The sequence below is a fragment of the Prevotella sp. P2-180 genome (genome assembly GCF_002251435.1).
GTDB lineage: Bacteria > Bacteroidota > Bacteroidia > Bacteroidales > Bacteroidaceae > Prevotella.
This window is the reverse complement of record NZ_NPJI01000002.1, coordinates 1-14,873: the sequence shown is the minus strand read 5'-3', so window position 1 is coordinate 14,873 and position 14,873 is coordinate 1. Positions and strand designations below refer to the sequence as shown.

16 protein-coding genes are annotated in these 14,873 nt (G+C 45.3%); all 16 read right to left on the bottom strand.

Going from position 1 to position 14,873, the window contains the following annotated elements:
* Window positions 1–7: 7 nt before the first annotated feature.
* On the bottom strand, window positions 8–247 hold the full coding sequence (locus tag CIK98_RS00105; protein ID WP_094382275.1) for a hypothetical protein: 240 nt from the start codon (window positions 245–247) through the stop codon (window positions 8–10).
* A gap of 52 nt (window positions 248–299) precedes the next feature.
* Window positions 300–995, bottom strand: coding sequence for an Abi family protein (locus CIK98_RS00100; RefSeq protein ID WP_094382274.1), 696 nt, complete (start codon window positions 993–995; stop codon window positions 300–302).
* 498 nt (window positions 996–1,493) lie between these two features.
* Window positions 1,494–1,694 (bottom strand): DUF3791 domain-containing protein, encoded by a 201-nt coding sequence (locus tag CIK98_RS00095; RefSeq protein ID WP_094382273.1) that lies wholly within the window; start codon window positions 1,692–1,694, stop codon window positions 1,494–1,496.
* A gap of 16 nt (window positions 1,695–1,710) precedes the next feature.
* Window positions 1,711–2,202, bottom strand: a complete 492-nt coding sequence (locus tag CIK98_RS00090; RefSeq protein WP_253249590.1) for a DUF3990 domain-containing protein — start codon at window positions 2,200–2,202, stop codon at window positions 1,711–1,713.
* 14 nt (window positions 2,203–2,216) lie between these two features.
* The gene (locus tag CIK98_RS00085) at window positions 2,217–2,453 is read right to left on the bottom strand and encodes a DUF3791 domain-containing protein (protein WP_253249589.1); all 237 of its coding nucleotides are present in this window, start codon (window positions 2,451–2,453) and stop codon (window positions 2,217–2,219) included.
* 326 nt (window positions 2,454–2,779) lie between these two features.
* The gene (locus tag CIK98_RS00080; protein WP_253249588.1) at window positions 2,780–4,375 is read right to left on the bottom strand and encodes a leucine-rich repeat domain-containing protein; all 1,596 of its coding nucleotides are present in this window, start codon (window positions 4,373–4,375) and stop codon (window positions 2,780–2,782) included.
* Window positions 4,376–4,459: 84 nt separating this feature from the next.
* The gene (locus CIK98_RS00075; RefSeq protein ID WP_094382271.1) at window positions 4,460–4,897 is read right to left on the bottom strand and encodes a hypothetical protein; all 438 of its coding nucleotides are present in this window, start codon (window positions 4,895–4,897) and stop codon (window positions 4,460–4,462) included.
* A gap of 345 nt (window positions 4,898–5,242) precedes the next feature.
* Window positions 5,243–7,339, bottom strand: coding sequence for a C13 family peptidase (locus tag CIK98_RS00070; RefSeq protein WP_094382270.1), 2,097 nt, complete (start codon window positions 7,337–7,339; stop codon window positions 5,243–5,245).
* On the bottom strand, window positions 7,323–8,363 hold the full coding sequence (locus CIK98_RS00065) for a BMP family ABC transporter substrate-binding protein (protein WP_094382269.1): 1,041 nt from the start codon (window positions 8,361–8,363) through the stop codon (window positions 7,323–7,325). Before CIK98_RS00065 ends, CIK98_RS00070 begins: the two co-directional genes overlap by 17 nt.
* Before the next feature lie 12 nt (window positions 8,364–8,375).
* Window positions 8,376–8,789, bottom strand: a complete 414-nt coding sequence (locus CIK98_RS00060) for a hypothetical protein (RefSeq protein ID WP_094382268.1) — start codon at window positions 8,787–8,789, stop codon at window positions 8,376–8,378.
* A 218-nt stretch (window positions 8,790–9,007) separates the two neighbouring features.
* The gene (locus CIK98_RS00055) at window positions 9,008–9,463 is read right to left on the bottom strand and encodes a DUF5675 family protein (protein WP_094382267.1); all 456 of its coding nucleotides are present in this window, start codon (window positions 9,461–9,463) and stop codon (window positions 9,008–9,010) included.
* Window positions 9,464–9,503: 40 nt separating this feature from the next.
* Window positions 9,504–11,765 (bottom strand): hypothetical protein, encoded by a 2,262-nt coding sequence (locus CIK98_RS00050; RefSeq protein WP_094382266.1) that lies wholly within the window; start codon window positions 11,763–11,765, stop codon window positions 9,504–9,506.
* Window positions 11,762–12,082, bottom strand: a complete 321-nt coding sequence (locus CIK98_RS00045; RefSeq protein WP_094382265.1) for a hypothetical protein — start codon at window positions 12,080–12,082, stop codon at window positions 11,762–11,764. The genes CIK98_RS00050 and CIK98_RS00045 overlap by 4 nt, the downstream gene beginning before the upstream one ends.
* A gap of 11 nt (window positions 12,083–12,093) precedes the next feature.
* The gene (locus CIK98_RS00040) at window positions 12,094–12,387 is read right to left on the bottom strand and encodes a hypothetical protein (protein WP_094382264.1); all 294 of its coding nucleotides are present in this window, start codon (window positions 12,385–12,387) and stop codon (window positions 12,094–12,096) included.
* Window positions 12,388–12,699: 312 nt separating this feature from the next.
* A complete protein-coding gene (locus CIK98_RS00035; protein WP_094382263.1) occupies window positions 12,700–13,455 on the bottom strand; it encodes a phage antirepressor KilAC domain-containing protein in 756 nt (251 codons plus the stop codon).
* Window positions 13,456–13,995: 540 nt separating this feature from the next.
* The coding region (locus tag CIK98_RS17805) for a hypothetical protein (RefSeq protein ID WP_172409748.1) at window positions 13,996–14,873 on the bottom strand (878 nt) is incomplete at its 5' end.

Sequence of the window (14,873 nt, the reverse complement as noted above, 5' to 3'; positions counted from 1 at the left end):
TTTTATTTTACATTCCAATAATATGAAGTAATATTTTCTCAAAATTGTGTTTTATTAACGCTAATGTTAGAAAGAGAGCATCCGCGGTTAATTGTTTGTACATAAGCAATGCAAAATTAATTAATCTTTGGGAGACAGCGGTCTCCCTTTTTATTTTTTTAGCATTGCTAGTTGAATTTTCTTCTGATGGGGGCTTCTCGCCCCCAAACCCCTCGGTGTTTTCTGGTATTAGATTATTTATTCTCATCTACCAGAAAATTGCAGTTCTATGTTGAACTTGCGATAAGCTATTCTGAATATTACTTTTTTAAACTGTTAATCTTGGCACAGACACTCTGCACATGGTCGAGTCCATATAACATTGAACGAGAATCTATTCCCATCCAAGAGAATAATGTCTGAATTTTCTGGTATTCATTAACGATGTAACTTGTATCTATTTCCGATGTATGAAGTCTGAAACAGATAGGTTCATGGTGCGCAATTCTGTTTCTCAAACTGTTCACCTTGTCAAGTTCATTGAATATATAGGTGTTATTGTATTGAATGGCAGCCGATGAACGGGGTTTGTTTGGGAATGCCCTTAACAGACATTGCCCTGTCGCACGATATTGTAGAGAGGAATACATATATTTCCATACTCCGAATTCCATTTCAGCTATCAGTTTGGAATGTGAGTATATGCCTTGTCTATCCAATCGGTTGCATGCTTTTTCTATTATTTTTCTTGTCTCGTTCATGCGACCGTTGGTGAATATTCCATTGATTTGAACAGAATCTTTCAGCCAATTCTCTCCCAAGTTCGTCACCAAAAGACCATCAATTGCATTACGCAATGCCACTTCAAAGCAGCTGACTATTGTAAACATTTCCTGCGACAGACGTAAGTTGTAGCGATACAAAGCCATAGCCTTGCGAGTGTCACCATTCGCAGCATCCTTATATCTCTGCATTCGCTTGGCAGACAAGATTCTTTCAAATTCTAAATATTCCATAAAAATTCGTTCATTTACTTGGTTGTATCAAGAAAAAACACTATCTTTGTAGCGTTGATTCCCGGTAGCCTCTGATTCGTCAAGCTATCGGGTCTTGTTTTTATACGATTCTTGCCTACAAAAATACTTTTTTTTTCTGCGATTACGATTAAACCACATTATATAATTATAGAAAATTAACCGTAAAAAGTTGCTAAAAGTCCTTGCTGTTTCGTATTATTATTATATTTTTGCATCCCGAAAAGAGTTGTTTGACAGCAAACCTATGACAGGACAGTGACCTGTCCCCTGTCCTCTCGGATTAACGCAACGTTTCCGACTGCAGCAGCTTGCAGAGGGTTTGATGCCAGTGCCTGCACACCGACACCGAGAGACCTTCTCTCATCTCATTGGCAGTTACGGCTACATCTTATATGGAAGGTAGCCAACCCTTTATATATAGATGTGCGCCTCGTGGCACACGGACAGTGACCTGTCCCCTGTCCTGTTCTGCAAATATCACGTTTTTATTTCATTTATTATGTTATCGACAATATATTTGTCGCTCATAAGATACAATTCAATCCTGTCATCGCTGAGTTGCTTGCACGTTTCCGAGTTGTAAAACAGGTTCAGTGCCCTTGCTGGAGATATGTCAAGTTCTTCGGACAACATCATGATGATTCTTCCTGTTTTTCTCCAAAGTACATCTTTTCTCATTGCAAAATCCTCCTTTTTATATTAATTCTTTTGATCCGATGAACTTGAGATATTTGTCTATTATCTCTTGATTGAGAATACAAATTTGATGATTAGGTTTTGCATATTTAAGTTGTCCTAATGCCTGTTCTGCGGTAATTCTCCCAATCATATAGTCCTCAACAGTGTCAATAACTCTGTCATTTGCCACGCCTCCTTCGATAAAATCATACCCACTCCATGGTTTTAGTCCTTTGCGACTATTAGTTATAAAATCCAGCCATTCTTTGTTATATTCGTCCATGCAAAGAAATTTGTACCCGGCATTTATGGTGGTTTGATAGTCAAAATCAAATATGTTTATTATGGCTGTATTGGATTTCTTAATAATTTTGACTTTCTTTGCCCATCCATAAGCCTGTTCTTCAATTTTGGTTAGATAAAACCCACGTCCAAAGTCAAGGTGCTCTCTGCCGACATGAGCAAGCGGACGTTCTATTTTAAGTATTGAACCATGAAACAGTATCATAAGAATAAGAATTATTATGTTTTTTCCCAATTATTTAGAGCTTCAACAACATCCTCTGCCACATACTCCAAACTTTGGGTGTGTTCTACATCATATAAATCAAAGAGTAGGTTCTTGACAAGCCCCACCTTATCAAGGCGATTGTGCATTTCCGAAGGGGTAATCCCCATTAGGTCAGCAGCGGCTCCTATTGCCATCACTGCAAAATGTACTTTTTCAGCTTCATTATTATGAATATTTTGTTCTATCATATATATAATATTTTTCGCTGCAAATATACTGCTTTTTTATGAATTATCAAAGGGGAAGTGTTAAAATTATGCTCTTCTGAGAAAAATATCCTCTAAAAGTTTTCTCTTTTCGTATATCATTCGTACCTTTGGTGCGGGTTTCATTCCGGTGAGCCAATGGCTCCTTCCGATGATTTCCAATGACATTGGGAGGGACAGGGGACAAGTCCGTGTCCTGCCTCCTCATTTTTTGTAACATTTGAGATTATATTTTTGAATATTCCTGCGGGACAGTGACCTGTCCCCTTCCTGTCTGTTTCTACAGCGGATGGGTATCTATGCGGATGTTATTTCACTGCGATTTTTATGTTTTCCTTGCCAATCTTGGCGACTACGATAGAGCTGGATTGCGCGGCGAAGGATGTTGTGCCGTTGATGGCGGTGGCGGAGCCGAGGGCTTTGCCATCTATGCCATAGAAGCTGACCTTCTCGTTGTTGTCGAGGCCGTAGATGTAGATGAAACCACCGGCAGAGTGGATGGCGATGCCACGGGCTTCTACAGATTCAATACCTACGGTTTCTTCGATAGCCTTAATCGTTCCAAAGTCGCTCCAAGGAGCTGTTGTTTTATAAGCCTCGATTGCAGATGCAGGAACGTGAAGTGTTGCATTTTCTATATATGTTCCATTGAAAATCCAAACATTAGTTGATGGAACTTCCTCTGAGTAACAATAAACGTTTTTTAAATTATCACAACAATCGAAAGCCCAATCTCCAATACTTGTCACGGAATTCGGGATTGTGACTGATGTCAAGCCGCTGCATTCAGAGAAAGCCCAATCTCCAATACTTGTCACGGAATTCGGGATTGTGACTGATGTCAAGCCGCTGCAGTAAAAGAAAGCATGACTTCCAATACTTGTCACGGAATTTGGGATTGTGACTGATGTCAAGCCAGAACAATCATCGAAAGCACCTCCTATAATTTTTGTAATATTTTCTGGAATAGAATAATGGCCAGTATATGTTTTTGGCAAATATACAAACAAATCATTTACAATTATCGTATTTTTTATTCCATCACAACGGTTCAATACGTAATCTCCAATACTAGTTACAGAATTCGGGATTGTGATTGATGTCAAGCCTGAACATTCATCGAAAGCCAACTCTCCAATACTTGTTACAGAATTCGGGATGGTGATAGATGTTAAGCCCGAACAACCAGAGAAAGCGCCATCACCAATACTTGTTACTGAATTCGGGATGGTGATTGATGTCAAGCCTGTACAGTAACTGAAAACAAAATCTCCAATACTTGTTACAGAATTCGGGATGGTGATTGATGTCAAGCCGTAGCAATCCCAGAAAGCATAATCTCCAATACTTGTTACAGAATTCGGGATTGTGATTGATGTCAAGCCGCTGCATCCTCCGAAAGCAGATCCTCCAATACTTGTCACGGAATTAGGAATCGTGATAGAGGTGAGTCCGCTGCAACCGTTAAAAACCCTCTTTTCAATAATTGTTATAGAATTAGGAATCGTGATTGATGTCAAGCTGCTGCAATCAGAGAAAGCCCAAGCTCCAATACTTGTCACGGAATTAGGAATCGTGACTGAGGTGAGGCCGATGCATCCATCGAAAGCAGATTCTCCAATACTTGTCACGGAATTAGGAATCGTGATTGATGTCAAGCTGGTACAATCATAAAAAGCCATTTCTCCAATACTTGTTACGGAATATTTTGAACCATTATAAGTAATAGATTCGGGAATCACTATGTCACCTGAATATTCATTGTCGCCGTCCGTCACTGTGGCGGTTGTTTCAGAAATGTCATAGTAAATTCCATCTACCTCAACAACATCTGCGGATGCAGAGATTGAGAATAAAACGCTAAGGATGAGCGTTGTCATTAATGCAGTAAATCTTTTATTCATAATATTTTTCCCGACACATATTTCAGCCACGAGGTCGGGTGTTAGCGTATTGTTATTTATGTTTCTGCTTGTAGGGACTTTACTTTATGTAAGTCCGTTTTTTCCTTTTTCCTGCGGGACAGCGACCTGTCCCCTGTCCTCTCCGGGAGGCAGTTCAGTGGGCAGCGACTTCATCACCACGCCTGCCGTTGCCAACTGCAAGTCCTCGGGCAGGCCGTGAAATGTCCTGTCAAACTTCTCAAGAGCCAAGGGTAACATGTTTTTGTCGGTTATTACGGCAAAGACGTTCACGTTTTGTGTCGATTTAGCAATAATGTCTGTCAGTTCCATTATCCGCGCCTCTTTCTTCTCCAGTTCCTGCTTCAGTTCCTCCACAATCCTGTCCTGCTCTACCTTGACCTCTTTCAGCATTAAGATTTCCTCCTCCGCACGCTGTAGCTTGCTTCTTAGTGCACATATCTCCTCCGACATTTCCAGTCTCTTGTCGATAAGTGCGTTAAACTCGTCGATGTTTATCTGCATATCGTTCCCCTTTCTTTTTATTGAAAAACGCTGCGAAGATACGAAAAAAAACAATTACTTCCAAACTTTTCACATTATTTTTGGGAACAGAAAAATATGTTCTGACTTGGGAGTCAAGAGAAAAGGATAAAGTATGAATATAAGTTTAGATGGTGATGAGTATTCCTTATTATATTTCATTGGGGACAGGGGACAGTGACCTGTCCCCTGTCCTGTTAATAATAGGCCCCAAATATACAAAAATGTGACGAAAGAGCACGTAAACGGAACGGGGCATAGGGACAGGTACCACTGATTCGCGACAAATAACGAACCTACGTACTGAAGTGACCTAATCCCTAATTCCTACTTCCCCAAGAATTCCCTCATTGTGTTCTGATAGAGGTTTCCGTAGTTGTCGGCATTGTATATCGTGACGTGCGAACCGAGAGTTCCTGTGAACGCCACGTTGTAGAGGTCGCGGAGAGATGTCGCAGGGTCGGAATACAGACGGGAGATGATGGACGAAGTGAAGCGGTTGGTAAGATAGACATTATAGGGGGCATACCACAGGTCGGCCTTCGACGACTCGTTGGCATTGGCTGCCGTCATCACGAGCAGTCCGGGAATGCCCTCGCACTCCTTTGCCACTCCGCCTGAATAGCATGCCTCAACTATCCACATCATCTTGCGGAACCGCTGCTCGTCGCTCATCTTCTGCAGTATGCGCGCCATCTGCTTACCCGACACAAGGTCGATGTCGCCAAGGGCAAGTCCTGCCTGCGTGCCGTGACTACTCCAGAAGAAGAGCACGTTGTCGCCTGCGCCACTGTCGAGCACTTCGGGGTGGGCAGCGTCCGCCTTGCCCGAGAAGATGACGGCAAGGTCGTTGTAGGTGATGTCCTCAAGGCGGTAGTCAACGACAACGTTCTTATACAGGTTGTCTCCATCCACCGAGCGGCGCACCACTCCCTTCTCGGGATTGTTGGCGTTCTGCGCGAGGTCGTCAGCCATGATGAGTATGATGTCGTCGTCGCTATAGCCCGAATTGCGGAGCATCTGGTAGTATTCGAGCGCATCGGCCTGGAAACGGTAGTTCTCCCAACCGCCCGAACCGGCAATGATGACCGCCTTGTTGCCCGTGAGGGCAGGATAGCCAATGTCGGACATGTGCTCGTCGAACTGCTGCTGGTAGGTCTTGTTCCATTCCCAGCTGACTATGGGAGACGAGGAGTGCTCGTCCTCGGAACGCTTCATATAGTTGAGCGAGAGGAACTGTCCCTCATACACCATCCAGAAGTCGTAGGTGGAATGGGTGATGAGCGTGTAGTTCTTGGGATCGAAATCGAGCTTGCCCACGGCACCGCTCACCTCGGGTACACCGCCCTCGGCAATCGTCTCGAAAGCCTGCTTCATGTTGCCCGACATCCATCCGCCCTGACTGTCGGAGTGGTAGTAGAGCAGGGTGCCGACGGCATAGTTGAGGTTGTCGAGATTATGCACTTCGTCATAACGGCTTGCAAGACAGGTGAGCATGATGGCATCATACAGCTCGGCATCGCCATGGATGGGAGCCTCGCCGAAGCGAGATTTATACACCACGCCAAAGCCCGAAGCGGGGTCAGCCACAAGGTTGAGTCCCACAAGTCCCTCGTTCTTCAGCATGGCGGGCTCGTAGGCACGGTCGGTGAAGAAAGGTACAGAGAAATGGGAGAAGTTGTCCATCTTGGTACATTCGTACATGATGGAAGCCTCCTCGGCATTGTTTGGCACGCATAATGTCAAGATCGGATTATTGGCGCACGCCTTGAGATAGGCATCGGGGATTTCCGACTTGTCCTTATATGTGGCAAGGCCCACGGGATTAAGTCCCATCTCGGCTGCCTGGAAGGCAAACCAATCCACGAAGGTCTGTCCGTAGTCGTTGTCGCAGGCAAGCAGGGCTACATCAAATTGAACCCCTCCATCAGCCATGAGCGAGAGCAGTATCTCGCACTGCGTGATGTCACTCTCGGAGAGTCCCCAGTAGTTGCCGTGTTGACCGAAGATGCGCGCCAGCTCCTGCGAGGTGTTGAAGGTGAACATGGTCTTGTCGGTCTTGGCGCACTCGTAGGCGAGCGTCTTGGTGTGCTGGTCGTCATAGCAACCCACCACGGCTGCTATGTCCTGGCGCGTGGCAAGTTCCACGGCCAAGGAAGCGAGGGCAGTGGTGTCCTCGTCGTAGTATTCGTAGGATGGCACTACCCCACCCCTTGCCATTGTGATGTTCTCGCGTGCCATGTCGAGTATGCGCTGCACGCGCTCCTGGCGGTCGCCCTTCTTGAGCACCACGGCTATTTTCACCTCGCGGTTGGAGATGACCTCAGGACTGTCGGTGGCGATGTTGTTGTCGTCGGAGCAGGAGAAGAGGAGGAGGAAGATTATTATTAATAGGGAGTTAAAGAAGTTACTTGCTCTTTTCATACTCTGTCTCCTTTCCTAAGATATTGTTCTTGAATGTTTCTATGCCTTGTGCGTCAGTTTCCTTCCAGTCGTGACAATAGATGACGTTGACATAACCCGAATCCCAGAGGAAATCCTGGTGTTGGGGTATTTCCTTCTTATCAAGCCACAGGGCGATGAAGTCTTTGGTGGCACTGCCGATATTTTTGACGAGAGAGCAGTTCATCAGACCCGAATATGCAGACATGTCACCGTCGATACCCGCAGTATAGACACCTTGGTTGCGCGAGAACTGATATACAGCCTTGTTGCTGCCGCCTGCCACGGGGAAGAAGAAGGTGTGTCCTGATTCGTATAGGCGGTTGCAGAGGGCGTATGCTTCATTGGGCATGTTGTAGCCGTCGCCTTCCTTGTCGGAGATATAAGATATGGTGGCATCCGCTCCTCCTGCCTCAATGAACCCGTCGCGGAATCCCTGTGCGGCTCCGTCAACATTACGGTCGAAGGGATTGGCGGCAAGCACGGCTGCCTTGTAGTCAGATTCATCCTTATTGGTTAGGGCTGTGTATGCACCGATGAGATATGCCGCGCCATACATGCCTATGCGGAAGGTATATACGCCGTTGATGGGTTCGTGGGTCTCGTAGAGCAGCACTGAGCTGTTGGCGTCCGAAGGGCGCACCGAGGAGTTACGCAAGGCACTCTCATACTGGTTGCTGGCGAAGATGAACAGCCGTCTCTCGTCCTTGGCGGTCTTCTGCGCCCATTTGTTGTAGATGGCGATACCGTCCTCCACCGATGCGGGCACATGCATCATGACGTCGAAGCCCAGCCGCTTGCGCGACTCCTCAAGTCCCGTGAGTATGATGTCGTTATAGCCCAAGTCACCGAAGCCGGATGGCGAGAACACGACCTCCACCACATTAGTGGAAGTCAATGAGGGTGTAGTGTTGTTTTCATCGTTATCCGAACACCCTATAATAGAAAAAAGGATGGCTACTATAAAAACTACACGGATAACATTCCTCGTTATGATACCATTCATTTGTGATTCACGTTAATTCATCAGTGGAATACTATGTGTTTGACCGTCCTTAACAGCATAGCTACGAAGAAGCCAATAGTCATCATATGGAGTTAAATTAGTAAACGATGAGCCCCAAACCAATTCATCTTTATTGAAGTTATGGAACAACCTCTCTGCCTCCTCCATATCTTCTACAAAGAAGCTATAGACGGTAGGAGTGAGCGCGTCCATGACAGTCATTCGCATTGGAAGGAGGATGCTGTCGTTCTCGGCAAAGATTCCAAGGTTCTTGCGGAAATACTCCGCCTGGTCAACACCTTCGATGGTAATGCCACCACCATTACTGCTGTTGTTCTCGTCGTCGTCGGAGCAAGCCGACATTGTCATTGTTGTGAATAATCCCGCTATCGCAAGCCATATCACAGAAAGAACCATGTTCTTCATTCCTAATTTATTTTTTTTAAGTTATTTACAAAATTGTGCTGCAAAATTAATGAAAAAAGGGGAAACAGAAAAGACAAAACGGGAAAAAAATCGGTCAAAACGGAAAAACACCGTTCAAAACGGAAAAAAAGTCATATTTCCACCATTTTGGGGGTGTGGACACTGGGGGTGTGGGCGTCTCGCCCGCACCCCCAGTCGCCAGCACTGCTTACACATGGCTATAGGAATTTTGAGATTACATTGTTGAAGTATTCATCAGAACTGGTGTCCTCAGTTTCAGATGTCACCTCGATTTCTATCTCCTTTTCTCTCTTGATGTGGTCCATCAGTTTGCGGAACACTAAGTTTGAGTCTATGAGGCAGTTTGCAGACTCAATGCCCACCAAGATACATCCAGCCGAATGTTTCGGCACATTGCCGGTATGTATTTGTATGCCATCGAAGTGTGGCACATCCTGAAGCCATGGAACCATGCGGCCATGCTTCTGCGACCATGCGATTTTCACCTTGTACTTACCTTCCGGTATGGCAGTCTTGCCCTTCACTTTCTTCTCCTTGCTCCAGTCGATGCAATGAGGTTCAAGCGTGTCGCAATACCACCCGATCCCTTCCACGTATAGCTCTCCGAGAGTCCTGTCCGCCAAGAACTTTTTTCTTACTAATAATAGTTTCATACCTTATAATATTAAACTGTAATTCTGTATTTCTGTAATACTATTGTTTCTTTACCTTTTTGATTACATCATTAACGTTGTCAAAATCAACGAGTTTACGATTCCTCCAAACTTGGAGCTGGTTTTTTATAGCTCCCATATCAACCGACTTATGCAACCTCTTTCTAAGGATAATCAGGTCCTCAATTTTAAACTCATCTTTTAGCATAAGAAGCATATTTTTAGGTCCACGACTTGAAGTAGCGTTCACTTCCTCATTTTGGGCTTCGTCGAGCATTTTGCCAATGATGTTCATCTTAACCCAAAGGTCATATCGAAGCGACCACTCCATGTAGTCCTGTATCTCCTTCGTCCATTTCTCGCCGTTCATCACGTATAGCATCATGCCTTTAAGCCATGCAATCACCGTTGAGCGGTAACTCAATGTCAGATACGAGTCAGAGCCGTAGAGTGCAGCCAATTTTTCGTTCTCGTCGCAGAGTTGCTCGGCAAACTCATTGCAATTCGGACATGGTATTTCTCCAGACAGCGATGATAGTTTCTGTGTTATCTTTCTTACCTCATCTATATATTCAGAGTCATACTCCTTAAACACTGGGCGTTTTGCGTCGGCAGGCTTGATGATGGTAGACAAAGAGAGTCGTGTTATTGTACCTGTGGTCATTTCGTGACAGAAAAACTTTTGTAGGTTCCTAGGTGTAGTTGAGGCGTTGAAGTTGAAGCGCAGCGGAGCGATGCCAGTCACTGAGTCAGCACCCACACGTTCTTGGCCGTGCTTCGAGTTGTCGAAAGCCTTGCGGATTATCACGCTTACCTCGCTCGCTGTGCCACGTGACGTTATGTTTTTAAGCGTATCGATCTCGTCAACGCTCGTATAGAGATAGCGCTGCCCGTTTTTGTCGGCATCGTAAACTCTCTGATTAAACACGGCGTCTGTAAGGTTATCGATGAGCACTTGTATACATATGTCGCTGGGACGCGGGTCTTTCTTCTGTTTCGCAGACGGGTTTTTCACCTTCCACTCAGCCTCACGTGCCCTGTTCGACTCGTCTCGCTTCAGCAGATCTTCGAGAATGATGTTTATCGGCTTTCTCACGCAGCCCTTACCTATTGACATTGGAGCACAGAGAACCGACATAAAAGTAGGTTCATGTTCCACGCCATCCCAGTAGCGGAATTTAACTCCGTGAACGTAAGTAGAGAGCGGTGCAAACACAGCCTCACAGACGGCCGCCTTGTACATTTCAGGCACTTTCGACGAAAGCAGTCCAAGCGGATAAGGCAGCTTTTTCGGCATCTCTGGCGGTAGTTCATTTTCTGCCTCGAAATCCACATTTCCCTCCATTTTTTTCTCATTCTTGTAAAGCGCCTCAAGCACCTTTTGTAGCTTATAGCTCACTCCACGGCGAGGTTCGTCGAGTGCACTCTGCAAAGTGCGTGTATATTCATCTACGGGGAAGTTATCATAGCGAGGTATCACCTGCTTCATTATATCGATGTTGTAGTCGCAGATACTACGGAGTGCCTTAGCCAGCTCAAACGTCATCACATTGCGGTTCCCCTCCACAGGAGTTTCGCCGTTATTAAACTGCCTCAAAAACTCCTTCACAATATGAGAGTAAGGCAACCCATTGTAAAGCCTCTCACCCACTCTCTCTTTCAATTCAGATGGTTGGGCTGCATTCGGGTCTTCCTTCTTCACTCCACCTTCTTCTTCCTTCTTCACTCCACCTTCTTCTTCCTTCTTCACTCCACCTTCTTCATTAATGAACAGTTCGTCCTTGCAGAAGAACAGGTCTTTCGGGTCGGCTGTCGGCGTGAAGAAAACTCTCGTGATGTCCTTTGCACCTTTGTCGAACTCAACACCGAGTAGTTTTTGAGCCCACTCAAGGTTCTTTTCCTGAGAGAGATCGGGATGACGTTCAAACACGAGGTGAAGTCCTTTCGTAGCCGAGCGTTCCAGCATCAGAAGGTGGAGTTTTTCAGCATTGTCGAGAATGTTGTCCTTCATAATCTCGAATGCAGTCTCAAACTCCTTTTTCGGCATATCCTTCGTGAAGTCTATGTCCATTCCCACCGAGTTCGACACACGTTTTGTACCCTTCAGCGTACCATCGTCGTTAGGCAGACACGAGTAGCAAAACTGCACCATGTGTTTCTTCGCCTCGCTGTCACCACCACGTGCTGCTTTCGTGTTGCGGCGGTTTTTCTGCGAGTTACGAATGGCTGCATAGTCCTTGAAACTGTTGATGGGGCGCATTTTCTTCACGCCACCATCATAATATACCTCGAAACAACTCATGACAATGCCTCCTCCAGTTCTTTACGCATCACTTCCGCATAGTCAAGACCTTCGTCCTTATACACTTTGCAATAGAAATAGTATGCTCCATCCAGAGTCACCGACAGCCCTCCGTGGGCAGTCTTTTTCAGTCTGTTTCCCTTTCCTCGCGGTTTGGAAGGAGGAGTGGAAAACTCGAAGTTGCCCGACTCGGTCATGATGCCCAACCCACGTCGGCGGAACGACTTGCAGCTTCTAACTCGTTTACACTTAGGCGTAAACTCAAACACGTTACCATCGTGGGCAGTGCCCACACCATTGATACTAATTTTTGCCATAAGAAAAAAATTTAAAAATGTTCACCAACTTGCTGTGGCGACTTCAGCTGCATCAGGTCGAAGATGTTCACGTCCTGGAAAATCTTGCCCTCATACTCGTGAGTGTAGAATCTCACGTCGGCAACCACTATTGTGCCTTCAGCCAGCGGCTTTCCCGCCACGATGCCGAAGGCTGTGCCAACCAGTCCCTCGGCGTTGCGTCCGCCAGACATGCGCAACACAACCTGTGCCTTACTTGTCATTCCGTTCTGAGTCTGAACGTCGGGCAGCTGCGCCCACTTCTCGATTTTTGCTATTACTTGCATATTGATAAAAGTTTAAAATGTTTATAATGTTCGAAATGTTTAAATACGTGATTATTTTTAATAACTCAACTTTCGGAAGTTATTTTAAACCACAGAGTTTAAGAGATATAGAGTATTTATACTAATGAAAGAGGGTGAATGCCAAGGCATTTAGAGCTTATAGAGAGCTGCGCAAAACCTCTTTTCCTCTGTCGCTTGCGACCTGCTCTATCAACAAAAAAACTCTTTCCCTCTTTATCTCTGTGGTTTAAATAAAACCCTTATACATTGGGATTTATCACTTCAGAAACTTGAGTTAATAAGTTAATAATGTTATTTCTCTCCGCAAAACAAGTTAAGGAAATGTTGCTGACCCTTGCCCGTTATCATCGGCGTCACCGAGAGTTCCATGCCGTGGTCGGTTGTCACCCAACACTCTCTCACGGTCATTATCCCACGCTCAATCCATTTCTGCATCGGCTCACGGCTCTGCTTAAAGATGTAGCCATTCTCGCGCAGCCATTTGAAGAGTCGTTGTCGTCCGATGTCGATGCCGTTTTCGTAAAGCAGTTTCGCCATCTCGCCCACCATGATGTTCTCTTCCGAACCTGTCACCTGTCTGCCGAGTTTCGCCATAGGTCGCTGCTCCTCTATCAGCCTGTCCTTCTCTTCCAGTGTGCGCTGCATGATGTTGAGAGCCTTAGCCAGAATTGATTTCTCGTCGTCCTCCGCACTCACCGGAATGTACCCTCCAGTCTTCCTTATCTGCGGCAGCACCGTGTTGAACACCCAGTCCTGAAACTCCTTCGCCTCCTCCTTTTTCGACTGGAAGATGCAGCGGTAGAGGTTAGGCTCGCCGATGTAGGTCATCTTTGTAGTGCGGGTAAACTCACCGAAACGATTAGCCGACTTTGTAGAAACCTCGATTGTATCGATGTTACTAGAATCGAGCCTCCTTTTCACATCGCTCGGATTATCGATATCCAACGCCTTACACACATCCGCGAGACAAACCACCGTTTCTCCCTTCTCGTTCAGCGCAACTCTCAGTTGCCCAAACTTACTGTTACTGAAAATCTGTATTTCCATACTGTAATCGAAAAATTTATAAACATACCTTTTATTATTAAGTTTCACATTTTGTTTTATGTGGTCAGTAAATAAGTTGCAACTATCTTTGTCTGATTCACGATGCAAAGGTAAGGCAAGAAAAGATAGCTGGCAATAGCAAAATTGTCAGCGTGAACGATAGTGAACGTTTGTGCACGTTTGAGTGAATGTTTGAGTGAATTTTTCGATTGAAAACACAAAAAAGACATGAAAATAATCGTTATTATCCTTCTCAGGCAGTAAAATCGCCATTAAAAACGTAAAAACGACATTTTATACACTAAAATATATGTTTTCTGTCGGTAAATGAGTCGATTTCGAGCACAGAAAAATAGTCGAGAGACGATGTCAGCGTGAACGATAGTGAACGTTTGTGCACGTTTGAGTGAATATTTGAGTGAATTTTTCGATTAAAAACACAAAAAAGGCGTGAAACTAATCATTATTATCCTTTTCAGGCAGTGGCATCGCCTTAAGCATATAACAACGATAGTTCACGCCCTGGAAGATAACACCAAATTATTGTCTCAAAAATTTGTTGTAGTGGAAAATAAACCTTCTGACAATATGTATTCTTCTCATCGTTTCCGATGCACTTTTTGAGTCTGTGAACGTCCAGTTTGGGAATTCGCCTTTTACCACATCCACCTTCTTTGCCAATGTTGTCCTGTCGGGCAACGAGTCGATTCCAAGCACCGAAAGATAGTCGAGAAACGAAGTTGGCGTAGAAAAGTTGGCATCCTTCATTTCACCTTCGCAGTAAAGCTCAATCCAAGTCCAGTCGTAGCCGAATTTTATCAGCCCTTCCTTTTTCACGTTGTTCACGGCATAGGCGAAGCGTCGGTCTCGTTCCGTTCCGCCCACATTAACGAGTCCAATATCACCCTGTGCGCCTTTGTTTCTCTGCCTCACTTTTTCTGTCAACTTCACATACTCCATCACGGTCGTCAACTGCCTCTCTGTGCATCCGCTTTTCATCAGGTTCGACATCAGGGCAATATGATTATTGCCGAAAATCAACGCCATTTTCAGATAGTCACTCAGCGAAGCCATATCCACAAGAGCCTTTCGGCAGTCGTTAGCCATCCACAGATCTTCGTCATTCATCGTCTCATCGGTATAATTCTCCAGCATCTTGTCAAACAGTCGTGCTTTCTCCGTAGGATTGTTCATAATCTTCATCGCTTCCTTCATTTCCTTTCTAAGGTTGGCAATCCATCCGACCACAATTTCCGCTATTGTCGAGGCCTTATCCTCCATTTTGTAATACACCTCCAACTCTCTGCATGCTGAATGTCTGAACACGTCGTATTGAGTTCTGTCGCTCTTCTGCGCAATGTCGTCCACCAACTGCGCCAAAGCCTTCAGCATTCTGTCGATGTCGTCGTCCCAAAATT